A 26,426-nucleotide genomic window follows, 5' to 3' on the forward strand; every position below is an offset into this window, starting at 1 on the left:
AGCGGTGCCGCATATGCAGCTCACTATCCAGATCTATCACGACCGACACTGGCACGATGCCGCCTTATTGGAGCTTCCCGACCCCACGCTAGGCGTGCGCGGAGCCACCTTCCTGGCCTATAGGCAGGAATATGCGCTGGAATGGATGTTTCGCGACGATGAACACGCCTGTAGCCTGACGCTGCCGGTGGAACTGATGCTGAAGCACCAGTCGCCCAGATGGTTCGGCTTCCTCGAAGACATCATGCCCGCCGGTGCCAGCCGACGCTATTGGGTCGATCATCTCGGCCTTCACGACATGCCGGTCGGGCAACAGGACAGCGCGCTTCTCCGGCATGGCACGATCGCCCCCGTAGGAAACCTGCGGATCAAGGAAGCGCTGCCGCAGCGAACACCCGGCTCTCGCCTGCCGCAACGGCGCTTTGGTCTCCAGGAGGTCGTCGAACGCCATACCGACTTTCTTGAATATGCCCAGCAGATGGGAGCCGCCAGCGGCGGCGCCACCGGGGCGGGGGCGAAGCACCCAAGCTGCTGATTCGCTGCGACCGGAACGATCGAATCTGGATCGACACCTGGCAGGATGATCCTGCCAACGCCGATCTTCATTATCTGGTGAAGTTTCCCCGAGGACAGCGAAGCGAGGACGACTGCGACATCCTGCGTGCCGAATACCATTATTACCAGGAACTACAGGCGATGGGGATCGACACCATCAACACGGGTAACATGCGCCTGATCGAGGGCGAGCGCTCCCCTTCACTGTGGCTGCCACGCTTCGACGTCGAGCTGAACAAAGAAGGCCTGACTCGGTATGGGCTGGAATCAGTTTATGCCCTGCTGGGTGCCGCTCCCGGGGCACATCTCCAGCACATCGACGTGCTGAAGCGTCTCGTGGGCCTACTGGAGCGCCAATATCGCGTAGCTGAACAAGGTGAGCGCTTCGATCGAGCTAGCTTTGTCATCGAATGGGTCAAACGCGACCTGCTCAATGTTGCCTTTGGTAATTCGGACAATCACGGCAGGAATGCGGCACTGTTGAAACGCCCGGAAGGCATCTGGCACGCCCCTGTGTATGATTTCGCCCCCATGAAAGCCGACCCGGAAGGAGTCACCCGCACCATACGCTGGGGCTCGCCCTTTGAAGAAGGCGGCGAGTTCGACTGGCCTGCCATTGCCGAGGCGCTTGGCGACCTAGTCTCCCCGTCGAATCTGCTCGAAGAGCTCAAGTCCATGGCTAAGAAATTGCGAGGCCTTCAGCAACGCCTGCGTGTGCGCGGCGTTCCCGAGCGCATTCTGGAAATGCCCGCCGTTGGCCTAGGCAACCTGGATGAAAGGCTGAAGCGCTGGCGTCTACTATGACGAGGAGCACGAGATGAAGAAGCGTGAATTGAACCCAGATGAGCGAGAAGAGAAGCTGCTGGAAGTGGCGCGCCAACTAATTTCAGAAGAGATCAGCGAAGGCCAGGCGCTGCGCCTGCTGCGCAGAGACGTGCTAGGGCTTTCGCAAGAGGCATACGCTAGCCTGGTGGGAATCAGTCGACGCACCCTGTCCGACCTGGAGCGCGACCGCGCCAACATCTCGCTTGCCGCTTTGAATCGGGTGTTTCGCCCGCTGGGCTTGAAGGTAGGCCTGGTGCCGCGGCAACGCGTGTTGCTCAAGCGGGCACTGGAAAGGCATGCCCCTATCTCCCTGTAAAGATTTTTTAACCAGTCAGGAGAAAGTCATCAAACCAAACGGTCGCTCGATTGCCTGAGAGCCTCCTGACTGTTTGTACACACTTCACTCAGCTATTTGGGTTAACAACAACACGTTGTAAGCCAACAGCCCGCTCATGTAAGATTTTTTCTATTGACAAAGTCATTATTTCATGGATTGCAAAACCAGCACGTTTCATTCTTGATAGGCGTCAATGCAGTGAGGCTCTTCATCCTGCGCACCAGGCGGAGAACTTTCCTAGTCGAAACCAATTTGCTAACATGCCTGCATCAAAAAAAGCATTACGTAACAGGTACGCAGGAATGAGAACTCTAATTCAACGCCCCGTAGTTGCAGCAACTGTTTGCTTTCCACTATTTCTAATTATACCTGGCGTCGCACTGGTGTATTACAGAATGTGGACAACCGCGATCTTAACTCTAGCTACAATTTTTTTACTATTGTATTTGTCAACGAATGAAAAAGTTATTTTAATTAGTAACTCCTACATTGTCATTGCAGCTTGCTTACATTTAATGACTATTTCAGCAATTCTAGCTATTAAAGGGAAAAATCAGTGAGCACTTATACCCCTAGCTACAATGATGACGAGATCGACCTTCGAGATCTCATCATTACTTTTATCGATAACTGGAAAATCATCGCAGCCTCTACTTTATTATCTGTTGCGAGTGCTTTTATTTTTCTAATGATAACAACACCTTCTTTTACAACAGAGCTGGAATACACTTATGCTAGAGACGGCTTGCGCTCACTAAACACCGTACCAGGAATACATTACTCAGAAGATAGCGTTACGTCGGAACTGTCTCAGCGGCTATCCGCTTATGAAAATTTTTTGCGTTACATTCAAGAAGATGAAAATGCCAAAAACATTTTACTGCTAGCCACAAATATCAACGAAGAAGAATTTGAAAGTTCAGCACGCTCTATATTTGGGGAGAAATTATTTTTCTCTCAGCCTACAGAAAAAGATCAAATAGGTGCTTTACGCTTCAAACATATAAACCCTTACTATGGTGCTGAATTTTTAAACTCTTACTACCATTGGAGTCAGCGAGAGTATAGAATCATTCTCGAGAATCGCGCCGAGCGAGCTATCACAAGCACTATTACTCAAAATGAGCGTCAGATGCGGGCGATGATTGAGGCATACCAGGAATCGACTCGCTCATTTGTGCTGCGGCAAAATGAGGCAGATCAAGTACGGCTACTGCAACTTTACGACAGGCTAGAAGCAGAAAAAACGCTTTAATCGCAAAACGAGAGGAAAGAATTCGTTTGCTTAGCCAAGCGGAGCAGATTGCTGAACAGTTAGGAATTTTACAACCGACAACGCCTAGAGAACTTGGCCGACAGCAGGGCGAACGAGACGTTATTTATGCTGAAATTAATTCTCAAAATGGATTACCTTTGTATTTCATGGGCACCGAAGCCCTGAGAACCGAAAGGCAGGTCATTGAACAGAATCTTTACGAAGAAGTAAAAACGGCTGAAATCCGTGAAATTGAAAAAGAAATTTCAAGCCTCCAGAATAACAGGGAAATCGAGGCGATCTTAGCCAGAGAAGAAGAGTCTCCCTTTATAGACACATACAACAGATTAAAAGAAGAGAACCTACTTTTAAGAAGCAATAGTGTTTCAGCGGATGAAATCCAGGTTGCCGAGGTTGTCCGCTGGGCGTATCAGCCTACTAAACCAGATTCACCCAAGAAAAGCTTGATGCTGGTTTTGGCGGTTGTTGCCGGATTTATGATTGGGATATTTATGGTAGTAATTTCTGGTTTTGCAAAAACCATAAAAAAACGTAGACAAATAGCTATTTAAAAACAAGCCCGACTCAACAAGTCGGGCATAATATAACTACATACATCTCATGGCTTTGTAAAAAAACAACTTATGCACTAAGCTATTTTCGCGAGTTATCACTGGAGAAAAGGCCATGAAACGAGCTCTGTCTACTGGTAAACCAGCAATACTTCTGCTGGGTATATTAACGGTGCTGCTGCCACTTCACGCTTTAGCGTGCGAGTTGACGCCCAGCCAGCAAGAGATGCTCGACCGCGTGAACGAAGCGCGCAGCGAAGCTCGTCAGTGTGGTGAAGATACCCATGAGGCAGCGGCGCCGCTCGAGTGGAGCTGCCAGCTGGCTGAAGCGGCTCTCAGCCATTCCCGGGAGATGGCCGAGGAGGAGTTTTTCGGCCACGCCGGCATGGACGAGCAGGGTGTGGCATCCCGCGTGAGCGATGCCGGGTATGAGTGGATGGCGGTGGGAGAGAACATTGCCGCCGGGCAGCGCGATGTGGATTCGGTTATGGAGGGCTGGCTGGATAGCTCCGGGCACTGCGCAAACATCATGAACCAAGACTTTACCGAGATGGGCTCGGCCGCTTACGAAGCACCCGAATCGCCTTACTCCCCTTTCTGGACACAGGTGTTCGCGCAGCCAAGGTAAGCGGCCTACCGATTAGCAAACCGCCAATCCTTGCCATTCATGCCGCGTTGGCCATTCGCTCAACCATCCCTGCAGCGCACTGGCGGGCATGGGCTTGGCAATACCATAGCCCTGCGCCAGGCGACACCCCAGGCTCAACAGCTCCGTGGCATGCTCCAGGCTTTCCACCCCTTCCGCGAGCAGGTCCCGATCGAATCGTTTGGCCATGAAGATGACGCTCTCGACAATGGCCCGGTCGCTGGTATCGCTGAGCATATCCCTGACAAAACTCTTGTCGACCTTGATCAGGTCAACCGGCAGCTGGCGAAGGTAGGTCAGCGAAGAGAAGCCCGTGCCGAAATCATCGATGGCCACTTGCACCCCCATGGCCTGGCACTGCGAAATCACCTCCAGCGCAGCCGCTATATCGTGCATGGCTGCCGTTTCCACCACCTCAAGCTTCAAGCGAGCTGGCGAAACCGCAGGCATGCTGGCCAGAAGGCCGGTAAGGTGCGAAATAAATTGCGGCGACAGCAGGTGCGAAGGGCTGATATTGACGCTCACCGGCAGCTGGCTCCCTCGCCCTGCCACATCGCCAACTGCTTCATCACCGCCTGCAGTACCCACTCTCCCAAGGCCTGCTCCAGCCAGGTTCCTTCCAGGAGCGGCAGGAAGTCAGCCGGCGGCAGCAGGCCCTGCTCGGGATGCTGCCAGCGCACCAGGGCTTCGAAGCCCACCACCTCGGCGGTTTGCATATCCACCTGCGGCTGGTAGTGCAGGCAGAGTTCGTTGCGCGCGATGGCCTGCTCGAAACGCCGCCGCCTGGCCTGGCACTGCTGCATCTGCTGGTCAAGGCCGGGGTCGAAGCGATGGATGGCGTTGCGCCCTCCCTGCTTGGCCCGGTACATGGCCAGCTGCGCATGACGCAGAAGCCCTTCCGCTTCGACGTTGTCGGTAGGAAAGCTGGCGACGCCCAGGCTAGCCGTCACGGCGATCGAACGCTCGCCAATCACGAAAGGTTCGCGAATGACACGCAAAAGCTCTTCCAGCAGGGAGTCGTCGGCAATGTCGTGCAGCAGCAGCACGAACTCGTCCCCACCCGTGCGCACGATGGTATCTTCTCGACCGAGATGGCGATTGATTCGCTGCGCCAGCGAAAGGATCAAACGGTCTGCCCGTGCCTGGCCGAGGCGCTCATTGACATTCTTGAAGTGGTCGATGTCCAGCGTACAGACCGTCAGTGAACTCTTGCGCTGGGTGGCCAGCGTCAGCGCCTCTTCCAGCAGGCGGGTCAGCTGTACTCGCTGGGCCACGCCGGAATATTCGTCAATGAAGCGAGGTCGATTGAGTAAGTTGGCAATTATTGCTGCCTGGTGCTTGGCACTGCCCGTGCTATCTGAGCGAACCTCAACACGATTGCGGCCCTTGTGTTTGGCGTCGTAAAGGGCGGCATCGGCGCGGGCCAGCAGGTCGCGCGCACTGTCACCCTGGCGATAGGCGGTCAGGCCGATGCTAACCGTCACCTTGGGACCCGGCATGGTGGCCTGGGCAATATCGCAGCGCAGCCGCTCCGCCAGCTGACAGGCACCCTCCAACGGCGTTCCCGGCAGCAGAAGGGTGAACTCTTCTCCCCCCAGCGAGCCAGAAGGTCGCTCTTACGCAGGCTCTGCTGCACCAGCAGGGTCAAGGCATGCAGAATGCTATCGCCAACATCGTGCCCGTAATTGTCATTGACCGCCTTGAAATGGTCGATATCAAGCAACAGCAGGGCAAAATCACCTCCCTCTTCGTTGGCGCTGCGTACCGCCGTGATCAGCGCCCGATCAAAGGCACGCCGATTGGCAGCCCCGGTCAAATGATCGCGCGTCGCCTCGTGCGCCAGGGTCTGCTCAACGCTCTTGCGCTCGGCGATGTCATGGAAGACAGACACATAATGGCGCACTGCCCCGTCATCACCCCGTACCGCAGTAATCGACTGCCATACCGGGTAGATGTTGCCTTTCTTGTTGCGGTTCCAGATCTCACCCTGCCAGTGCCCTTGCGCTTCCAGCGACTGCCAAAGCTTGTCGTAGAACGCCTTGTCATGCTGACCCGACTTGAACATGCGCGGCGTCTGGCCCATCACCTCTTCCGCTCGATATCCGGTGATCAGCGTAAAGGCACGATTGACCTGCTCGATACGCATCTGGGCGTCCGTGATCAGCGTCGCCTGCCCCGTCTCAAAGGCCGTGGCCATCAGGCGAAGCTGATCTTCCTGCCGCTTGCGCTCGGTGATGTCCTGCTTGACGGTGACAAAGCTGGTGATCTTTCCCTGCGCGTCCAAAATGGGGGTGATCAATTCGTACTCCCAGTACTCTTCACCATTCTTGCGGCGGTTAAGCAGCTCGCCGCGCCACGCCTGGCCGGCACGCAAGGATAGCCACATCGACTGGTAGGTTTGTTCGGGGGTCTTGCCGGACTTGATGAGTGCCGAGGTGCGGCCCAGCAGCTCCTCGCGGGAATACCCCGTCACCTCGACAAAGCGCTGGTTCACGTACAACAAGCGACCACTGGGGTCAGTGATACCCGTGGCGAGTGGACTCTGCTCTACCGCCGTATAGAAATGCTTGAGCTCTTGGCTCAGGATCTTGACGGGACGCTCTGTGGCGATGGCCTGCCAAAGCGGCGACAACTCGCCCTCATCCACCCGTTCTTTGTTTGTCATGCCGTAAGTCCTTCTGGCAGCGTGCGCATTGGCTGCGCTGCCCACGCCACATTTCTACAAAAGCTGTACAGATTGCTTGAAGGTGAGAAGCGTAACGCAATGCAAGCCAACAAGCCACCAAACCCATCGCCAGGTGACTTGATCTTTATCAACCTTCCAATAGGGTACCGGCACTGCCGATGGGCAGCCATCCGTCAACCCGCATCTGAAGCCCAGCAGCCGCAATGTGCAAGCTTACAGTATACAACTCAGCCGCACGAAGGAGAAAAAGGGTAATGGCAAGGAGAAATCAGCGCAGGAGGACGAAATGACAAGCACTTCGACAAAATCTGAACACGTGTGGAGGTCGGGAGCAACGGCAGGTAAGGTGAAGGGCGGGGTCAGAGCTAGTCAATACAGCAGCACAGAAACCGAAAGGTAACGGGACCCTCCGTGGTCCTTGGGCCTAGCGTCAGCAAATGTAGTTTGCCAGCGCGTCGATTGCGGCCTGCTGGGCAAGTGCCTGGGAGATCCAGTGGCTCAGCACTTCACAGCCCATTTCAAGGTCTTGCGTAGTAAGCATGGCGTTTCTCCTGTTTGTCATACGAGATTCATCATGCCGCAAAGAATTTTACATTTCATCACTTCCACTCACGCTTCGAGTAGTTTGCCTGAGCTAGCGCAAATTCCTGATGAAAAAGTCAGGAACTCACCAACGGCGGGGTTCCTGGGGTGAGAAATGCCACCATCCCTGGTTCCACGCGTTTTTTTGCCACCACAAGGTGCGCAGGGAACGAGAAGCGGGCGATGCTCAACCCCATTGGTGGACAACGGCACTGAAGGTTGTCCAGATTTCAGTAGGCACCCATCCGGCTCGACGTGTCCTTCAGTCGGTAGCTCTCGCCTTTGATGTGCCACCTGGTCGAGTGATGCAGCAGCCGGTCCAGAGTCGTCATGGCGATGACCTGATCAAAGAACCATCCGCTCAAGGTTGGAGCCTCGGCAATCCCGGTACGGTTCAATCGGTGCCTGCGGGCATAGTGGTGCTATCTCGAACAGATATAAGGGCGATCTGATACGCTGTCAGATCATCCAGAAAGCTGATCGGCTGGCACTCAATGGACGCACCTCACGATATCCTTCAATTTTGGCGAGTAGTGGAATGGCTGACGCCGGCATCAGTGCCCAAGGCAGATCCTGGGCGCGATGTGAGGGAGCCGGTGTACAACATCCGCGCGAGCGATCCCCTGCCCTGGGAGCTCGGCCATCCCCATCGCGCTTACCGGTGCGATGCAGTTGACCTGCGTGTGAAAGACGGTACCCGTGCGCGCCGTTACGCCACTCGGGGCGAGCCGGCCGAAGAGTGGGTCTACGCGGTTTACGCCGGTCCCCTCTTGGTCAACGCGGCACGCGCCGAAATCGAGGATTGGCTGGGCGACGAGGTACCCACCGTGGTACGTGACGAACGCGAACCGCAGGGCACGGCCTCGCTGGGATTCCAGGTGTCAAGTGCGGGCTATGCCATTGCGGATTCCCTCGTCATCCCGACCTTTGCCTGGGCATACGGCGTGCTGCGTCGCTTGCAAGCCAGCGGGAAGACCACCCTTCCCCGCGAGGCATTGACGGTAGAAGCCTTCAATGAAGTGGATGCAGAGATCCGCGAGCGCTTCGCTGCAGAGCTTGCTGGGGAGCCGCTGACCTCTGAGCTGCTGGATCACTTCCTGGGTTGGCTTTTTCATCGGCTCCACTTGCCGACTGAGGCGCTCAACACGCTCCGGTGTCGTGTGAATTGCCGGCGCCAACGCAGCGCGAGAGACAATCCGGCGCCCAGCGCTGCCTCCTCATTGCCTGAGGATATCGTCGAGCCGCCCAAAGAGGCCGACACGCGCGAACCCAAGCCTTCCCCACCGGCAACGGTGAGTGCTTTGGCGAGTTCGGAGCTGGGAATGCTGAACAGTCTTTTCCTGACCGATCTAGCGCAGGTGCAGGCCGCGGTATCACGCGGGGAAATAGGGTCGGCATTGGCGCAATACCTGGGCCAACGTCCGCTGCAGCAGATCGATCTACGCGAAGACGTCGGGCAGGCCTGGCAGCTGTTGGAACCTGCCCGCTACCCCAAGGGTCGCTGGCCTGGCAAAGGCCGCTTTCCCCTTGTCTTCAGTCAGCAGCTCGCGGTCAATCATGCGTTTCGCACCCTGGGCGGGAGCGCAGGCGGGATGGTGGCTGTGAATGGCCCCCCGGTACCGGCAAGACCACCCTGCTCAAAGATATCGTGGCGGGGGTCATTGTTCAGCGCGCCGAGGTGTTGGCGAGGTTTTCGACGCCGGCCGCGGCATTCGCCCCGCTGGTGGACGCCTGGGCGACCGCAGGCTGGAAGCAAAAATACAGCCGCCTTGACGCCTCGCTGAGTGACTTCGGGATCGTTGTCGCTTCGAGTAACAATGGCGCGGTGGAGAACATCACGCTGGAATTCCCTCGCCTCGAGGACGTGGATGCGCCGCTGGCCCAGCGAGAGAGCCCCTTTACCGAGATTGCCTCGACCTTGCTGCCCGAGGGACAGGAGGCGTGGTCACTGTTGGCGGCTTGCCTGGGCCGCAGTGCGAATCGCCGCACCTTCGCGGATGCCTTTTGGGGGAACGAATCACCTAAGGAACCTGGGCATCGGCGTGCCCATATCACGCTCAAGGGCGAGCGTCCAAGCGGCATTCTGCCTTGGAATGAAGCCGTTCACGCCTTCCAGGCCGCCCTGGCCGAGGAGGCGCGATTGCGTCACGAGCGCCAGCGCGTATTCAACTGTGCAACCTTGATGGAGCGTGAAGCCAAGTCGATCGACGCGCTGCGCAAGCAGATTCGCCGTTTACAGGGTGAACACGACGCCATCGCGGCAGAGCTGGAACGTTGCCGCCATACCTACGCCCTGGCCCAGCAAGCACAAGCGCAGGCGCTTGCGGAGGTCCGCCAGGCGCGTGAGCGCCAGCAAGTCGAGGCGACGATGCGCATTGAGGTCCGCGAGCGTCAGCGGGCGGAAGCCGAGAAGCAGGCACAGCGCGCCGAGAGGAACAGGAACCACCATAACGACCATCGCCCGTCCCGAACTCTCCAGCTGTGGCATCGCCTTTTTACCTCGAGGCGCGTCGTTGCCTGGGAGGCATTGCGTGACCAGCACGAGGCGGAATATGCCAAGGCTCACCAGACATTGAAACAATGTGAGCAAGCCTGGTTTGCTGCACAAGAGAAACTCCTGGCGGCGTGCGAGTCCTTATGTGAGGAGGCGCTGGCGGCTGCGATCCCCGATCAGTTGGCTCGTGTCCGGGAAACGAAGCAGCAGCTTGTTAGTGCCGAGAAGAGGCACATCCGACAGAAGAAAGCGATTGATGAGTGCGTCTCGTCGATGGCCAATCTCGAGTCCGCTTACCAGGGCTATACCCAGGTAGTCGCGCAATACCGGGCGACCTTCGGCGAGGCCCACTGTGTCACGCTCAAGCATATGCGTGAGCCACCGCAGGTGAAGGAGGTACTGTCGCCCTGGGCCGATCCCGAATGGGATGCTGCGCGCATGAGGGTCTTTATCGCCGCCCTGGATCTGCATGACGCCTTTGTCTTTGGCGCGGGCAAGCCTCTGCAGCACAACCTGCGCGGGATGGTGAAGTTATTGCGAGGCGAGGCGCCGGCAGACCTCGAGGCGCCAGTGGCGCAATCCCTGTGGGCTTCACTGTTCCTGCTGGTGCCGGTGGTCTCCACGACGTTTGCCTCCTTCCATCGGCAGTTTCAGCATCTCGGCCGTGAGAGCATTGGGTGGCTGATGATTGATGAGGCTGGGCAAGCGACGCCACAGGCCGCCGCGGGTGCCCTATGGCGCGCCCGGCGAGCCTTGGTCGTTGGCGATCCGCTCCAGCTTCAGCCGGTCGTCACGGTGCCGGATCGACTCCAAGGCGTGCTGGCGACCAGCCATGACGTCAGCACAGATTGGCTACCCGGGTTCACTTCCGTGCAGGCTCTCGCCGATCAGGCAAGCTCACACGGTAGTCGGATTGGCGATACCTGGGTCGGCATGCCCCTCCTGGTGCATCGCCGCTGTGACAGTCCGATGTTCGAGATTTCCAATGCCGTCGCTTATGCCAATGCCATGGTGCACGGTAAGTCCAATGAGCCGCTCGACCTTCCTCCCAGTGCCTGGATCAACATTCCGGCCAGGGACGCACGCGGCCACTGGATACCGGCGGAGGGTGACGCGGTTCGGGCGCTAATCCAGCAGTTGCAGCAGGCAAACGTCGCCGCCGAGGAGATCTTCTTGATTTCCCCATTCCGTAGCGTGGTGGCGAACTTGCAGACCGTCGCCAAGGAGTATCCCGGGCTGCGCGCGGGCACCATCCATACCGTACAGGGACGGGAGGCCAACGTGGTCATCCTGGTACTGGGAGGTGATCCGGCGCGTAACGGCGCCAAAGCCTGGGCCTCCGAGACACCGAATCTGGTCAATGTCGCCGTGAGTCGTGCGAAGCGTCGGCTTTATATGGTGGGGGATCGAGTGGCCTGGGGGCGCTTCGCGTATTTCGACGAGTGTAGCGCCCGTCTGGAGGGCTTTCCTGCTGGAGATATGCTGCTGCCAAGCCAGAGTTCTGCAAAGAAGTCTGAGGTTGGCTAACTTGCTGGTGCCGAAAGCCGATCATCGGCTCAATGAAGAACGCAAGGCCGTGGTCCGCAGCGGCGATTTGCCCTGACCTGTCACAAAAACGGAGACGGCGCCACGCGGGCGCCGTCCAGGACTGCCGGTTATCGCTTAGAACGCAACGCCGAACACCAGCGGCACAATGGTGTAGAGCGCCACGATGATTACCAGCAGACCGATTAGATTGAGCCAGATGCCAGCACGGATCATGTGCTTGATCGGCAGATCGCCGGTAGCAAAGGCCACCGCGTTGGAGGGCGTGGCAACCGGCAGCATGAAGGCACAGCTGACGGCGAAGGTTACCACAATGGTCATCAAAAAGGGCTCAATGCCCAGACCGACCGCAATGGCGCCCATGATCGGGAAGAAGGCCGCTGCCGTCGCGGTGTTGCTGGTCAGCTCGGTGAGCAGAATGATGACCATGGCCGTGACGGACAGCACTAGCAAAGGCGGCATCCCAGCCAATCCCGAGACGCTCTCACCGATCCAAGCGCTCAGACCGGTCGCGGTGAACTGGGCCGAGAGGGTCAAGCCACCACCGAAGAGGATGAGCACGCCCCAGGGAACGTCGCGGGTGGCCGTCCACTCGAGCAGCGCGCCCCTACCCTTCGATGCAGGAATCACGAACATCAGGATGGCGGCGAGAATCGCCACGCTGGTGTCATTGATATTCGACAGCCAGGGCATCGCCTCCTGAACGGCCGTGATCCTGGCAATAAGCGGCAGGAATACCCAGCAGAACACCGCACCGGCAAACACCATGAGCACGCGGCGCTCTTCCACAGTGAGCCGCCCCATCGCCTTGAGTTCTGTCTCGATCATGTGTCGCCCGCCATGGATGTCGTCGACTTCTGAGCGGAACACCAGCTTGTTGAGCACGACCCAGGCTAACATCAACATGGTAAAGGAGAACGGCACGCCCATCAGCATCCAATGGCCGAAGCCGATGGTGAGTCCATGGGTATCTTCCATATAGGCGCGCATCAGCGCCATAGGCGGCTGACCGATCAGTGTCGCCATGGAACCGATAGTAATGGCGTAAGCGATGCCGAGCAGTACCGCAGCCGAGAACTTAGGCGTATCGTCGCCGTTACCCAAAGACGCTACCAAGGCGATGATGGAGCCACCAATCGGCATCATGATCACGGCGGTGGCAGTGTTGCTGACCCACATGGTGATGAACCAGCTGGCGAACATAAGGCCGAAGACGATCTGTGCCGGCTTGGTACCCACGGTAAGCACGGTCAGCAGTGCAAAGCGGCGATGCAGGTTCCAACGCTGCGTTGCCAATCCGAGCAGTACCCCGCCCAATACCAGAAAGACGATACTGTGCGCGTAAGGCGAAGCCGTGGCCCCTACAGAGGCGATATCGAAGAAAGGAAACAGCACAAGTGGTAGCAGCGACGTGGCGGGAATGGGTATTGCCTCCGTCATCCACCAAGTGGCCATCAGCATGGCAATGCCCGCCACGATGCGCGCATTTAGTGCAAGTGAATCGGGCAGCAGGAAAAATACCCCAAGGCCAATGGTGAGGCCGAGGACCAAGGATATGGGCTTGAAGGCCGTAGCTTCCGCGTAAGGTGCCTGCCCGACCGTCCCGGTGTTTTGTGACATGTTCTTCACCTGAGTCGCATGACGAGACAGGCAAGTCTGAACGCTGTCTTACCGGCGCGGCCAATACCTAGCAGGTTGGAAGGCATACCCCACTCGCTCGGCAAGGAGCGAAGACAACCCAACAAACAACCAGTACTTTCAAAAAGTTATCAGCCCACAGCGTGACACCGTTACTTGGGCCTCAGTCATACGGCGCCGGTTCATGGCCACTCACTGCGAAGATGGACTGCAGGGCTGCGACCAATGAATGATGTCGCCCTTGCAGCATCATGCCCCTCTAGCTTCTGCACCTCCTAAGCCGCAAATGCCAGTGTGCAGAAAACAGGGGATCGTCACACTTCGGCATACGAAGCCAAACCTTCTCAAAAACTCATCGAGAAGGCAGGAAATATTGAATTTTATTCAACTGTCTCTCGCTTACGTACCACTTCCACTTGGTGCTGCTCCTTGGTCCACTTACCTTGGGGCTTGTCAATGTACTGAAAATACTCGTTGGTAAAGTTGCCTTGGTTGCAGGTATAGCGGTAGGAACGGGTGCGCACCTCTGCCCGGGGCAGCACCTTGTTGTACACCCCGGGGCCGGTCAGCTCGAAGATATTCTTGTCGGCCTCGTCTTCGATATTGTTGCGTATGGTCTGAACGATCAAAGCGAGATGCGGATTGTTCCGTTTGCTGGCGATGAAGTAGTTGCTGATATCGCCCCGCTTGGTGGTAACGAACAGCTCTTCCATCTCGGGCTTGACGATCCGTGCCAGCGGCCATACGGCATGGGCGTCGATATCCAGGTAAACCCCGCCGTGCTTCTGCAGCACCAGCACACGCCAGAAATCGGCCTGGGCCGCGCCTACCTGAAGACGAGCGTAAGCTTCGAAAATGTCGGGCGAGAAATTTTCCTGGATAAAGGCTGCCCGGGCCTCGGTGATCATGAAGCGATACTCGAAGCTCGGCGCCATCAGGCGGTTGAACAGGTAGTTCAGGTAGACCGGCAGCGTCGCCTTGTCGGTGAAGTTGGTCTGCCACAAGAGGCGCGGTACCGTCGCCTCAGCCGCACGCTTCGATGGCCACCACGGCGCGGCCCGCTCGGGAATAGTGAAGCGCTTGTTAGGTAAGAGGAAGTGAAAGCCGTAGGAGGCCACTTTAAAAATATTGGCCAATAGTTTAACCAGCCTGGCAAAAGCCAAAACAACGAAATTTCTCACTCTAACCTCCTTTATAGCAAACTTGAATCGCTTCAGCTCAGCCGCTTCGAGGGAAGAAATTCACATGAGTCATGCTATGTGCTGTGATGTTACCCACCACCTGAAGCCGGCTCACGCCCAGTATCCGAAAAATCGAGACGCATAAGCTCAAGTGAACGAGTAAAAGAACGCATCTCGATTTCGAGACGGGGCCAGTTTAGACGATTGACATCGAGAGGATTACTGGGCTCCGCCAAGAAATTGATTGATGCAGGATGGCGGCTATGCCAGTCATCTCGGTCTATTGGGTCATAGGGAAAGAGTACGAAGGAAGGTATACCCAGCCCATCGGCAATATGCACAGTCGATGTGATACCCGATATCATCGCATCCGCACGAGAAATCAGCGCAATATTATCGAAAATACTACATGTATCAGGTAGACAGAAAAGCCTTCCTGCTCCCACACGGTGGCAGATTCGCTCGACCTCCTGCTGTTTGCCTGGTGCAGACAGTACACACACATCATGCAAAGGAAGGTTGACCAGCAGCAGTTCGATCAGGCGCTCGGTGGTGGCAGAGTTCAAGCTGCGAGCACTACCCTTGCTATAGGCGTTGACACACACGAAAGGCCGATGCCCTGGTAAAAATTCAGCTACCCGCGCTTCACTTTGCGCATCACGAGGTACGATATAGCTGACATCCACCTCGTTGACGCCACACTTATTCAAAAGGGTTACATATTTTTCGGCAAAATGCTGACCTTGAGTCAGCTCACCCAACTTCAGGTCCACCAACCCAATCGTATCATCCAGGCTGGCTATGTGCTTTGCTTGTATCTGACTTAACAAGTAAATCGCACGATGATTGGCCTGATGGCTAAAAAATACCAATAGATCTACCTGCCCGATACGGCGAGCCAAGCGGCGTATTTCGCCATAACCGGCTCGCTTACGTGCTTCATAGACCTTATCGACACCAAAAATATCACGAAACATCGGGGCCATATCAGCAGTTGTGATGGCTTCCACAGAAATCTCGGGGTCTCGATGCAGTTCACGCGGGACAAAAGAAAATACCACCGAGTCGCCCCATTTAGCATCCCAGCGTACGAAAACTATACGGCGAATATTATCAACCTTCTGAATATTCTCCTTTTTTCTGTCGTACAAGCGGGACACCAACCCACGGCGTGCGCTGTCTCGCCAAACACGAATACGGTGGATTATTGCCCAGGACATGACGACACTCTCCTAGTGTAATGTTCAAACGCTAACACGAGCAATAATACTTGCATATAACTATAGAAGGTTACCATCAGCTCATGATTAATGGCGACTTCCGTCAAGCTATAAAAAGAAAACCCGCTTGTAAAAATAAACGCTGTCAACGCATAAATATTGTTGCGATCACGCCACAACAACTTCAAATGATACACAGCCGGAACCAACAAAAAACCAACTAACGCAAACAGACCTATCAATCCCCCGGAGGCCGCCATTTCAAAGTACTGACTATGGGCATGACCTCGACTTACCGTTGCAACCCATTCAGTAAGGATTTCTTGCTCAATCAGCTCTGCTATTTGAGCTTCACGCTCAGTATATGTCAGTCCAATTAAGGGGCGTTCAGCAAATGCAAGAGAAGCTGCTGTCCAGAGCTGCAAACGTCCACCGGTAGACACCGCATCTGACACATTTCCACTCGCGATATTGCTTATCTCACTGATGGTGTATTGCACACGCTGTTCAACTGCAGGCACCAACGTGTAAGCCGCTAGCGAAAGGAATGCCAATCCTCCCAGCACCAAGAGTGGCTTTTTCCACCCGAGTCGATCCATGTTCAGACCGAGCAGAAGAAGTAAAAGGAAGGGTATTGCAAGAATGCCGCCTCGCGACAGCGTCATTACGCAAGCCGCCAGAACCGCAACTCCCGCCGTGATGAGCCAACCCTTGCGCCTGGAGCCACGTACCAAAGCTAACGCGAGAAAGCCCATAGCGCATGTCAGATAGCTGAAATTTATACTAAATAAGAAACCATCCACTCGGGGCAAAGTAAACCACTGATAGAGTGCCAAGAAAAAAGCCCCTAGACTCCCAACAATCACCCCCCATTCGAGAGAGAAACGAAAGCGGGCCAGCTCGAGCCTTACTACCAAATGGCGAAGCATAAGATAAATCGGCGCCATCGCCAGCATATGCAATCCTGGCGATAAGTAGCGTGAATTGTAGCCACTCAGTACAAATAGCGGAACTTTCGAGACAACGTACAAGCTGAGCAACCCGAGCACTATCCAATCAATGCGTGTTACGACCAACGTACTACGATGGGAAATCAAGTATCCGATGCCATAAATCATTAATAAAGCAGAGAAAATTTGACTACGGATGGGTGTGGCGATTAACACCGCTAAGATCAAAAAAGAGCAACAAGGTTGAGCCGCACGGCTATCGGAGTTGTGAACAAACGATTCATAATCATCCTGAAGCATCAGCAGGAGCAAAGCTAAGGTGAGCGGCAGCTCCTCATACACCGCGGGCGCTCATGATGAGCGCCCGCAGCAGTATACCATCCGAATGACCTGAATGAGGCAGCTAGTACCTGAATCGTCCTAGCAACCTTGCCCCTGGTTTAGGTCCGTCCTCAATGTGAGGATCCACTCCTTAAGGCACATTGGCATAGCCACGGGTGGTAAATGGCCCAGCGAGCTGTGCGGTCTGACATGGTTGCAGTGGGTTCTTCATTGAGTAATCTCGTGCCGTGCATCCGGCAGGCGCAGGAACCAGCGCTGGTTGAGGCAGCTGTCCCGGTACTTGCCGTTGAAGCTTTCGATGAACGCATTCTGCGTCGACATCCCTGATCGGATGAAGGCCAGCGTCACCGTTCGCTCACGTGCCCAGAAGAACATCGCCTTGCTGGTCAGCTCCGGTCTGTTATCGCAGACAATCGAGGCCAGCAGTGGGAATTGGTTCGCGATCTCGTCGAGGAACTGGGCCAAACGACATTCCGAGATAGAGGGGTCCACCAACTGGCCGACACACTCGCGGCTGAAATCGTCCAAGATGTTCAGCACACGAAAGTGCCGCCCAGAGGCCAACGGGTCCGTCCCAGCAACCGACAGGCGGCTGGCTGAGCCAGCCGCCTGTCACCAGATACTTCACCGCACACCGCTTCGCTTTGGGGCGTCACCACTTTTCCTAGACGATCTCCTTGAGCACGGCAGTATTGAGGGCGCGCTCCGCCAGCAGCTTCTTGCCGGGTATTCTAGGCCTCCTACTCACGCAGGCGCTTGGCCTCAGAGACTTTTATGCCACTGTACTTGGCCTACCAGCGGTAGAGAATCTGGTCGGTCACGCCGTTCTGCCGGGCCAGCTCGGCACGTTGCCTTGAAGATGGTGATGATCAGCTGTTCGGTATGTCGGTTACACTTCATCGCGAGATCTCCTGCTATCAGGCGAAACGTAGCGGAAAACTACATTTACGGTGGACCGGTTTCTGAAGGAAGACCAAGCCGCATGACCGCACAAAACCTCTATGCCAGAATGAAAAAGCCCTGGAGCAGGCCGGGTTGACCGCTCAGGGCTATTCACCACACAGTTTTCGCGCTGGCTTCATTACCGAGGCGCATCTGCGAGGCAAGAACGACCTGCAGATCAAGCGCATCAGCGCACATCGTGATCAACGCACCTTCAGGAGCTACATCCGCTTGGCCGATGCCTTCGAGGATAACGCCGGAGACTTTTACTCGCTTGAGGGATAAGGTTACCGGGCGCCAAAGCCCGTCGCGATCGTCTTCAATGTTTTGAAGACGATCAGGATATCCAGCCACAGCGAAAAGTGCTTGATGTAGTAGAAGTCGTACTGCAGCTTGGTAGTCATACCATCAACTTCGGCGGCATAGCCCTGCTCCACCTGGGCCCAACCGGAAATGCCGGGTCGCACCACGTGGCGGTAGCTGAAGAAGGCTACATCCCGTTCGTACCACTCAGAAAGCTCCATGGACTCGGGTCGTGGTCCAATGAAGCTCATTTCACCTTTAATCACGTTCAGCAATTGGGGCAGCTCATCCAGGCGATACTTGCGGATAAAACGCCCTACCCGGGTGATACGCGGATCTTCCTCCCCCTCGGTGAAGCCACATCCTTCATGGTCAACATACATGCTGCGAAACTTATAGACTTTGAAAGGCACGCCCCTAAAGCCCATTCGCTGCTGAATAAATAGGGCGGGCCCGGGGCTATCCAGGCGAATGGCCAGAGCCGTGGCCAGCATGACCGGTAAAAGAAGCGGCACTAGCAGTAACGCCGCTACCAAATCGATAAAGCGCTTGAAACTTTGATATCTGAGCGATGGCAGCAAGCTGCCATATTCGTTTTCAGTCAAGTGCTCGATGCGCACACGTCCAGACATCGATTCCTGAATTTGCCTGACATGGTAGACGGGAATGTGATGAAGCGTGCAGCGTGCCAGAAACCTCTCCCATTCTGGGCTGAGCTCATCAGTATGCAAGTCGGCAACCACACCATCATAACGGACACCGGCCAAGTCGGGCTCTTCCAGACCGCGCAGCTCAATATCAGGTGTGGGTTGCAACTCGCCCACACGCCCCACCGGCACAACCCCCAGCTTCATACGGCGGTAACGCCTGCCCAGGAAGAAGGCCATGTAGAACCAGCCCAAGCTCATCAAATAGCTAGTGAATAGTACTTGCCGCGTGTACTCCTCCCGGCTAAAGAAGAGGACTGCCACCACAAGGAGATAGGCCACCGAGATGGTAGGCGCAATAAGCGCCGATACACGCGCGCCAGGAAAACGGTGCATCCGCCTGAGTGTCCAGAGAATGCCCACGAAGGCCAGAAGACAAGCGATAATCGTGTTACTGCGTACTGGGGGAAAGTATTCCCAAAAACCCCATTCCCACCGTTCCCAAGCGGGCAAGCCCACCACTACCAGTGCACCCACAATAAGCTGAAATGGCCACCCCAGTAGCAGCGCCTCGTACCAGCGAGAGTGTCGGCGCTCATACCGAAACCGATTTGTCATCCCTGTTATCCCTTCGGACATCTTTCTTATGTCTCTTTAAAATTTTAAGCAATAAGTCAGCCACCGCAGAGCAGCTCACCAGTCTCGGCATATGCGGGGTTAGCTCATACGAGCCTTGATAAACTGCGGTAGCTTTGACAAATTCTTACAAGGCAACGCGACTATAGGATTAATCCCATTGTTACGCATCACCGCTATATCTTCCCGCGATTTATTCAGTATTTGTTTGAGACTGCCATTGCTGGCCCCACCCACACGCATTTTCACTAGAACTTCAGGTAAATATATGACTCTGACTTTCTCGCTACTCAAATAACGAAGCATGGCATCATAGTCACCTGATATTCTATATGCTAGGTCGAAACCACCCAGTTCTCTATAAAGCTCACGGCGCATGAAAAAAGTAGGGTGTGGTGGCATCCAGCCACGTTTTAGTTTATTGGGATTGTACTGACCTGACTTCCAATGCCGAATTACCCGTTCGGGATTGTCTGCCTGCACATATTGAAGGTCACCATAAACTGCGCCTACAGCGGGATCAGTAAAGCATTCAGCTATCCGACTCAGCACTTCGCTGTTTGCGTAGAGGTCGTCGGAGTGCAAAAAGCCGACAACCTCGCCGCTGGCGTGGGCAATGCCCTTGTTCAGGGCATCATAGATACCTTGGTCAGGTTCGGTGACGAGTACATCGCCCTCCTCCAACGTCTCGCGAGCAATGGCAACCGTTGCGTCCTTTGATCCACCGTCGATGACTACATGTTCAACACTAGGCCAAGTTTGCTCTTTTAGCGTTGCGATAGCTTCTCCGATAGTCGCTTGACTGTTGAAACAAGCAGTTATCACAGAAATCGTCAAAGGCTTAGCCATTAGCAGCGTCCATAGCGGTCATTGAAGCGTACGATATCGTCTTCACCCAAATAGGATCCCGATTGAACCTCAATTAATTCAAGCGGAATTTTTCCAGGATTTTCCAAAGCATGTACTTGCCCAAGCGGAATGTATGTCGATTCGTCCTCTTTGACCAGATAGCTTTTATCACCATTAGTGACCTTAGCCGTGCCCGACACTACTACCCAATGCTCAGCGCGGTGGTGGTGCATCTGCACGGATAGCTTTGCACCGGGTTTTACCGTAATACGCTTGACTTGATAACGATGGCCCTGGTCGACACTGTCGTAGACACCCCAAGGGCGATAGACTTCTCGTTGATTATGATGCTCGCTCCGTCCCTCAGCCTTTAGGCGCTCGACGATCCGCTTGACGTCTTGAACGTTATTTTTATGAGCGACCAACACCGCATCCTTGGTTTCCACTACTACGAGGTTCTCGACACCAAGCGTGGCGACCAGGCGATGCTCAGCGTGCACAAGCAAATCATGGCTATCTTCCAAGAGTACATCACCATGGCAAGCATTGCCCTGTTCGTCTCGTGAACTAACCTCCCATAGAGCAGACCAAGAGCCTATATCGTTCCAACCTGCGTCTAATGGGACAACGCTGGCATGTTCAGTGTGTTCCAATACCGCATAGTCGATAGAATCTGACGGACATGCCATGAAGGCTTCCGCATCGAGTCGAATGAAGTCGAGATCTTCGCTAGCCCCCGCCAAGGCTGCGCGGCATGCTTCGACCATAGCTGGCTGAAAACGCTCAAGCTCTACAAGATAGCGCTTGGCCTGAAACAAAAACATACCACTGTTCCAGTAATAGTCTCCGTTAACGAGATAATTCTCGGCGGTTGCCCTGTCGGGTTTCTCGACAAAACGGCGCACTCTATAACCCATATCGCCCTGCTTTTCCCCACGCTGTATATAGCCGTAGCCAGTTTCCGCGTGAGTGGGGACCACGCCAAAGGTCACCAGTTGGCCCTGCTCCGCCAGCGCCTGGGCGCACCACACACTACGATGAAATGCGTTTACATCCCGAATCATGTGGTCGGCTGAAAGTACCAGTAGCAACGCATCAGGGTCTTGTGCCATGGCCTGTAACGCCGCAAGGGCTATCGCTGGGGCAGTATTACGCCCTTCCGGTTCGAGGAGGATACGAGCGTCTCGAATACCTTCCTGGCGAAGCTGCTCGGCAATCAGGAAACGATGCTCTTCATTCCCAATCAATAGCGGAGCGGAGTGCTCAAGCGCCGCCAACCGCTGCAAAGTCTCCTGCAACATAGTTGCTTCACCAATCAGTGAAAGAAACTGTTTCGGGTGCAGCTGGCGGGAAAGAGGCCACAAGCGCGAACCGCTTCCCCGGCCATGATTACGGGCGTCAACATGGGGGATCTCCTTAATCATGGTGTTTTAGCTAAACAAGTGAGGTGGATGTTAGTGCTGAAACGGCTGGGAGATACGCTCGCGTGTTGGGGTGGACGGAAGCATGCTCACAATTAATCTGGGGCGCCCACCAGCGATAGCGGTTGTGTTGATGGCGAGGTAGAGAATCAAGCTCTAGCGATAAACCAAACTGGTAGGCCAGTACCACATAGTGAGTCGTAAGGTCGGAGGCAAACATACTATCTGCATAAAAATGTTCATATACGCCTAGAAAACTCATGTTCGCTAGAGACTGAGGGCGGCCGAGTTCATTAGCGGTGAGACGCCAAGCCGCGGCTGTCAGAGTCTCATTCTTACGTACTCGCCCGCCCGGTACGAACCAGTAGCCTTGGGCTGGTCGATTCTGCCGTTGCCCAAGCAGCCATTCTCCTAAGGGATTGGTCACCACAAAGTCCAACGACACCAATGGTGTATTAGCCACAACCTGACCAAAGGCGTCGTCACTTAACCATCCCTTTTCTGTGGTCTGTAATTCATTCATCAGTTTCAGCCGCGGAAACGATCCTGATTCTCCAGAAACCACTGGTAGGCATCTTTTAGGCCATCCTCTAGCGTGATATTAGCTTGCCAGCCCAACGCGTTTAGCCTCGAAACATCCAGCAACTTGCGCGGTGTGCCATCGGGCTTAGTGGCATCAAAGCGCAACCCACCTGTAAAGCCCGTGACCCGCTTGACGGTTTCGGCCAACTCACGAATGGTGCAATCCACTCCAGTTCCCACATTGATGTGCGAAAGCATTGGCTTTGTATGGGCCGCATAGGTGTCCGCATCCAATTCCATCACGTGAACACTTGCTGCAGCCATGTCATCCACGTGGAGAAACTCGCGCATTGGAGTGCCGCTACCCCACACCACGACTTCATTGTCACCGTTGAGCTTCGCCTCGTGAAAGCGGCGCAGCAGCGCAGGAATCACATGGGAGTTCTCTGGGTGAAAGTTGTCGTTGGGGCCATAGAGGTTTGTAGGCATTACGCTGCGATAGTCACGACCATACTGGCGATTATAGCTCTCGCAGAGCTTGATGCCGGCTATCTTGGCGATGGCATAGGGCTCGTTGGTAGGTTCCAAGGTACCATTAAGCAGCGAATCCTCGCGCATCGGCTGCTCGGCATGCTTGGGATAGATGCACGATGAACCTAGGAACAGCAGCCGGTAGACGTCCGCCTGGTGGGCAGCGTGGATAACGTTGGCCTCGATCATAAGGTTCTGATAGAGGAACTCGGCGGGATAGGTGTTATTGGCATGGATGCCCCCCACCTTGGCCGCTGCCAGATAAACCTGATCGATCTGGTTGCGTGCAAAGAAGGCTTGCACTTGGGCCTGATCGGTTAAATCAAGTTCATCGCGGGTAGCAGAGTGGATGCTGGAATAGCCCAACGCCAGCAAACGACGCACTATAGCCGAACCGACCATGCCACGATGTCCCGCGACGAATATCCTCTGGTCAAGCTTATCTGGCATGGTCAGCCCTCCACCGCAACCGGATCTCGTAGCCGTGCTGCTTGAGCAAGGCATGCCGCTTGGCCACCTTGAGATCTTCAGCTACCATCTCAGCGCACATCTCCTCAACAGTGATTTCAGGCTCCCACCCTAGCTTGCTCTTGGCCTTGCTGGGGTCGCCAAGCAGCGTTTCTACCTCCGCGGGCCGGAAATAGCGAGGATCGACACGTACGATAATATTACCCACTTTCAGAGCTGGTGCCTGCTCCCCCTGAATCGCTTCAATAATTGCCACCTCATCGATACCTTGCCCTTCAAAACGCAATGTAATTCCAAGTTCCAAGGCACTCATACGAATGAAATCACGCACCGATATTTGTTTTCCGGTCGCAATTACGTAATCCTCAGCTTCTTCCTGCTGAAGCATCATCCACTGCATGCGGACGTAATCCTTGGCATGGCCCCAGTCGCGCAGCGCATCCATGTTGCCCATGTAGAGGCACTGCTCAAGGCCTTGAGCGATATTGGTCAGACCACGAGTGATCTTGCGGGTGACGAAGGTCTCGCCCCGACGCGGCGACTCATGATTGAACAAAATTCCGTTGCAGGCGTACATGCCATACGACTCGCGGTAGTTCACGGTGATCCAGTAGGCATACAGCTTGGCCGCTGCATAGGGCGAGCGCGGGTAGAACGGCGTAGTCTCGCGCTGGGGTGTCTCCTGCACCTCGCCGAAAAGCTCAGAGGTGGAGGCCTGGTAGAATCGCGTTTTCTTCTCAAGCCCCAGCAAGCGAATCGCCTCAAGAAGCCGAAGCGTACCCAGCGCATCTACATTCGCGGTGTACTCCGGCGACTCAAAGCTTACAGCCACGTGGGACTGGGCAGCCAAGTTATAAACCTCGTCGGGCTGCACCTGCTGAATTATCCGAGTCAGGTTCGAGGAATCTGACAAGTCGCCATAATGCAGAACAAAGTTTTGATTCTCGACATGCGGATCTTGATAGATATGATCGACACGTTGTGTATTAAACAGCGAAGCCCTGCGCTTGATACCGTGGACCTCATAACCCTTACCCAATAAAAACTCAGCGAGATAGGAACCGTCTTGCCCAGTAACTCCTGTGATCAAAGCAATTTTTTTAGGCATCACCGCTCCTTTTCCATCAGTTCTCGCTTTCGCATCAGCGAATCATTCAACACAGACAAATACGATTCTTTTACGACAAGGGTAGAAAAGCTTTCTTCGATATGACTTCTCCCAGCCCTCGACATTTCCAGATAACAATCTGAATCCATCATGAGCGCGCTCATTATACAATCTGCATAATCGTCACAATTGAAAGGCTCGGCCAAAAAGCCACTAACGCGATCCTTTACAACATCTTTTAGGCCGGAAGTATTGAAAGCAATCACCGGAGTTTCACATGCCAGGCTTTCTGCCGCCACCTGCCCAAAAGCTTCCACCTTTGAAGGAACGAGGGTCCAGTCACACATGGCATATATATCACGCATGGCTGAAGCGCCTGACACCTTGCCGACATTAATCATGCGCACGCCTTGGAAATAGCCTCTTTCAAAATCACCATGCCCAAAGAAAACCAAGCACACCTTTCCGATAACATCTTGACTAAGTTTTTTATTAAGGCTGGCCAAAGCCTTTTCGGCCAAATCATATCCTTTCAAAGGATTTAATTTTCCATTCACAGCCCCAAGACAAATCAATACATCATTCCCAGAAAGCCCGAACTTTTCCCTAAGCTGTCTTTTCTCTTCATCGGAAGCAGGTATAAAAATATCTGTAGGTATCGGGTTCGGCATAAGCCGCACATCCTTTCCCTTTAAGATAAGACTGGAACTAGCGCGCTGAAGCATCCAAGAAGAAGGTACTGTAAAGATTATATCATTTCGACCCCTAAGACTCCGAAGCTTTAACCTCCATATTATATAATTCCAATTTAATCCGAGTATTTTCCTATTGAAAAAACGGTAGCCATCGCGGAATGACATATCTCCACTTTCAATATCTACATAGTGCTCAGCACCACAATACAACCACTCATCATGAAGCGTGATGACACTACACTTGGGAAAGCTTGAAAACCTGAACACACTTAGCAGATCATTATTCAACCAATGAAAATTAAAGACCAGTTCAAGATCTTTACCCTGAGAACGAAAGCACTTCAGCAGGCTACGAGATGAAAAAATATTCAAAGAATGCTTGACAGGATTACTATCATTCATGACTTTTAGGAGAGAATAAGAAATAATGCGCTTCATTAAGTGAATTGTGTATGCAACACCGCCGCCTTCATTAACATCCGAATCAGCCTTGACCTGATCCAACGTAACCCACGGAATCTCTAAAAGGATGTTAGAAAACTTGGACGCAGCTATCGCAGCCCCCCTAGAGAATGAAAAAGAAATAGCAATGACTTTCATTTTTATCCCAAAGTTAGTGGGGGAATTTTTAGGGGAAATGCTTCTCAAAACATACATTAAAGACATTGCAAGAGGAGCAGCCCCTATCACTCCTAAAGCAAAATACGCATACATTATATTTTCCACAAATAGAGATGAAAACATTAAAGTCAACGAGACTAGCAAGATGTCAACATCACCTCTTCGCGCACAGAAAATCACAAGAAGCAGGACAAACAAGAAAAGATAGGACAACAAGGCTCCAAAATTATAAACAATGGTAACAAAGGCAAGATCAAAGTTAATAAAATCGGGCGATGGCAAAAAAATATTCGCCATCGTGAAACTTTCAGAATGAACCGCTATCGAAACGCGGTAGCTAAGAAACTTATCGACCATGAGAAAAAACGCACTATTTGTTTCCAGACCCCACAAGTCGTAAAACACAAAAAAGGAAATGCAAATGAAGGAAAAAGTCCACACAATCAACAATGCAACTCTTTTTACTGAGATATCGCTTGTTTTGCAAAACAAGATTATTAAAAGAAATACCAGCAACAATCCTAAAGATGCCCTAGGCATAGCATTCACTGCCACAAACAAAAACAACAGCGCAGAAGAGAATACAGCAAGCCTACTCTTTGCCAACATAGCAATAATGAAAACACTCAGTGACAACAGCCCTACGGAATTAGGATTAAAAAACCCTAACGAATTTTTTATTACCCCGCTTGTAGCAACATAATACTCTTCATTTTCAATTAAGCCAAAATACATGGAAGAAATCACAGAAACGCATGAAACAGCCCCTCCCCACCAAGCAATTAATAATATTCTCCTGGATTTTTCATAATCCACAGAATTTATCATATACCATATGCAAAACATTATCGCAGA

The 26,426-nt window shown here is 54.0% G+C and carries 21 protein-coding genes and 2 pseudogenes; 9 read left to right on the forward strand and 14 right to left on the reverse strand.

The genetic code is table 11. The features are described from left to right. Nucleotides 1-4 precede the first annotated feature (4 nt). From ACUDAL_RS08135 to ACUDAL_RS08160, 6 genes are all read left to right on the forward strand, one after another. Nucleotides 5-535, forward strand: a complete 531-nt coding sequence (locus ACUDAL_RS08135; protein WP_444677777.1) for a hypothetical protein — start codon at nucleotides 5-7, stop codon at nucleotides 533-535. A 29-nt stretch (nucleotides 536-564) separates the two neighbouring features. Further along, nucleotides 565-1,359 carry a type II toxin-antitoxin system HipA family toxin gene (locus ACUDAL_RS08140; RefSeq protein WP_444679340.1) on the forward strand — a complete coding sequence of 265 codons (795 nt, stop codon included), beginning with the start codon at nucleotides 565-567 and terminating at the stop codon, nucleotides 1,357-1,359. A gap of 13 nt (nucleotides 1,360-1,372) precedes the next feature. Then, nucleotides 1,373-1,696: a helix-turn-helix transcriptional regulator gene (locus ACUDAL_RS08145; protein WP_444677778.1), complete on the forward strand. Its 324-nt coding sequence runs from the start codon at nucleotides 1,373-1,375 to the stop codon at nucleotides 1,694-1,696. A 577-nt stretch (nucleotides 1,697-2,273) separates the two neighbouring features. After that, a complete protein-coding gene (locus ACUDAL_RS08150; protein ID WP_444677779.1) occupies nucleotides 2,274-2,972 on the forward strand; it encodes a Wzz/FepE/Etk N-terminal domain-containing protein in 699 nt (232 codons plus the stop codon). Nucleotides 2,973-2,998: 26 nt separating this feature from the next. Next, nucleotides 2,999-3,544, forward strand: coding sequence for a GNVR domain-containing protein (locus tag ACUDAL_RS08155; RefSeq protein ID WP_444677780.1), 546 nt, complete (start codon nucleotides 2,999-3,001; stop codon nucleotides 3,542-3,544). A 115-nt stretch (nucleotides 3,545-3,659) separates the two neighbouring features. Then, nucleotides 3,660-4,172, forward strand: coding sequence for a CAP domain-containing protein (locus ACUDAL_RS08160; protein ID WP_444677781.1), 513 nt, complete (start codon nucleotides 3,660-3,662; stop codon nucleotides 4,170-4,172). 12 nt (nucleotides 4,173-4,184) lie between these two features. On the opposite strand, the pseudogene ACUDAL_RS08165 reads toward ACUDAL_RS08160, so the two are convergent. Together ACUDAL_RS08165 and ACUDAL_RS08170 are read right to left on the reverse strand one after the other, a co-directional pair. Beyond that, nucleotides 4,185-6,855, reverse strand: a pseudogene (locus ACUDAL_RS08165) (sensor domain-containing protein). An 860-nt stretch (nucleotides 6,856-7,715) separates the two neighbouring features. Then, a pseudogene (locus ACUDAL_RS08170) lies at nucleotides 7,716-7,811 on the reverse strand (ATP-binding protein); the annotation flags it as partial. A gap of 243 nt (nucleotides 7,812-8,054) precedes the next feature. On the opposite strand from ACUDAL_RS08170, the gene ACUDAL_RS08175 reads away from it, so the two are divergent. Further along, the gene (locus ACUDAL_RS08175) at nucleotides 8,055-9,242 is read left to right on the forward strand and encodes a hypothetical protein (protein WP_444677782.1); all 1,188 of its coding nucleotides are present in this window, start codon (nucleotides 8,055-8,057) and stop codon (nucleotides 9,240-9,242) included. Continuing rightward, on the forward strand, nucleotides 9,182-11,479 hold the full coding sequence (locus ACUDAL_RS08180) for a DEAD/DEAH box helicase (protein ID WP_444677783.1): 2,298 nt from the start codon (nucleotides 9,182-9,184) through the stop codon (nucleotides 11,477-11,479). The genes ACUDAL_RS08175 and ACUDAL_RS08180 overlap by 61 nt, the downstream gene beginning before the upstream one ends. A gap of 135 nt (nucleotides 11,480-11,614) precedes the next feature. Here the strand turns inward: ACUDAL_RS08180 and ACUDAL_RS08185 are convergent, their stop codons facing one another. The 5 genes from ACUDAL_RS08185 to ACUDAL_RS08205 form a co-directional block, all read right to left on the reverse strand. After that, entirely contained in the window at nucleotides 11,615-13,117 is a 1,503-nt protein-coding gene (locus tag ACUDAL_RS08185) for an SLC13 family permease (RefSeq protein ID WP_444677784.1), read from the reverse strand. A 398-nt stretch (nucleotides 13,118-13,515) separates the two neighbouring features. Next, complete coding sequence (locus ACUDAL_RS08190; protein ID WP_444677785.1) at nucleotides 13,516-14,316, reverse strand: glycosyltransferase family 32 protein; 801 nt, start codon at nucleotides 14,314-14,316, stop codon at nucleotides 13,516-13,518. A gap of 89 nt (nucleotides 14,317-14,405) precedes the next feature. Next, nucleotides 14,406-15,536, reverse strand: coding sequence for a glycosyltransferase family 9 protein (locus tag ACUDAL_RS08195; protein ID WP_444677786.1), 1,131 nt, complete (start codon nucleotides 15,534-15,536; stop codon nucleotides 14,406-14,408). Beyond that, nucleotides 15,521-16,828 (reverse strand): O-antigen ligase family protein, encoded by a 1,308-nt coding sequence (locus ACUDAL_RS08200; RefSeq protein WP_444677787.1) that lies wholly within the window; start codon nucleotides 16,826-16,828, stop codon nucleotides 15,521-15,523. Before ACUDAL_RS08200 ends, ACUDAL_RS08195 begins: the two co-directional genes overlap by 16 nt. A 207-nt stretch (nucleotides 16,829-17,035) precedes the next feature. Next, nucleotides 17,036-17,392 (reverse strand): integrase core domain-containing protein, encoded by a 357-nt coding sequence (locus ACUDAL_RS08205; RefSeq protein ID WP_444677788.1) that lies wholly within the window; start codon nucleotides 17,390-17,392, stop codon nucleotides 17,036-17,038. A gap of 471 nt (nucleotides 17,393-17,863) precedes the next feature. Here ACUDAL_RS08205 and ACUDAL_RS08210 point away from each other — a divergent pair, with 471 nt between their 5' ends. Then, nucleotides 17,864-18,055, forward strand: coding sequence for a hypothetical protein (locus ACUDAL_RS08210; RefSeq protein ID WP_444677789.1), 192 nt, complete (start codon nucleotides 17,864-17,866; stop codon nucleotides 18,053-18,055). 2 nt (nucleotides 18,056-18,057) lie between these two features. Here the strand turns inward: ACUDAL_RS08210 and ACUDAL_RS08215 are convergent, their stop codons facing one another. The 7 genes from ACUDAL_RS08215 to ACUDAL_RS08245 form a co-directional block, all read right to left on the reverse strand. Continuing rightward, the gene (locus tag ACUDAL_RS08215) at nucleotides 18,058-19,359 is read right to left on the reverse strand and encodes an exopolysaccharide biosynthesis polyprenyl glycosylphosphotransferase (RefSeq protein ID WP_444677790.1); all 1,302 of its coding nucleotides are present in this window, start codon (nucleotides 19,357-19,359) and stop codon (nucleotides 18,058-18,060) included. A gap of 78 nt (nucleotides 19,360-19,437) precedes the next feature. Beyond that, nucleotides 19,438-20,205 (reverse strand): glycosyltransferase family 2 protein, encoded by a 768-nt coding sequence (locus ACUDAL_RS08220; protein ID WP_444677791.1) that lies wholly within the window; start codon nucleotides 20,203-20,205, stop codon nucleotides 19,438-19,440. Continuing rightward, a complete protein-coding gene (locus ACUDAL_RS08225; RefSeq protein WP_444677792.1) occupies nucleotides 20,205-21,629 on the reverse strand; it encodes a mannose-1-phosphate guanylyltransferase/mannose-6-phosphate isomerase in 1,425 nt (474 codons plus the stop codon). Before ACUDAL_RS08225 ends, ACUDAL_RS08220 begins: the two co-directional genes overlap by 1 nt. 10 nt (nucleotides 21,630-21,639) lie before the next feature. Then, on the reverse strand, nucleotides 21,640-22,149 hold the full coding sequence (locus ACUDAL_RS08230; protein WP_444677793.1) for a GDP-mannose mannosyl hydrolase: 510 nt from the start codon (nucleotides 22,147-22,149) through the stop codon (nucleotides 21,640-21,642). Nucleotides 22,150-22,154: 5 nt separating this feature from the next. After that, nucleotides 22,155-23,129, reverse strand: a complete 975-nt coding sequence (fcl, locus tag ACUDAL_RS08235; protein ID WP_444677794.1) for a GDP-L-fucose synthase — start codon at nucleotides 23,127-23,129, stop codon at nucleotides 22,155-22,157. After that, nucleotides 23,119-24,255 (reverse strand): GDP-mannose 4,6-dehydratase, encoded by a 1,137-nt coding sequence (gmd, locus tag ACUDAL_RS08240; RefSeq protein WP_444677795.1) that lies wholly within the window; start codon nucleotides 24,253-24,255, stop codon nucleotides 23,119-23,121. The genes fcl and gmd overlap by 11 nt, the downstream gene beginning before the upstream one ends. Further along, nucleotides 24,255-26,387, reverse strand: a complete 2,133-nt coding sequence (locus tag ACUDAL_RS08245) for a glycosyltransferase (RefSeq protein ID WP_444677796.1) — start codon at nucleotides 26,385-26,387, stop codon at nucleotides 24,255-24,257. Before ACUDAL_RS08245 ends, gmd begins: the two co-directional genes overlap by 1 nt. Between the last annotated feature and the right edge of the window lie 39 nt (nucleotides 26,388-26,426).

It is taken from the genome of Halomonas sp. E19 (assembly GCF_052439355.1).
Classification (GTDB): Bacteria; Pseudomonadota; Gammaproteobacteria; order Pseudomonadales; family Halomonadaceae; genus Halomonas.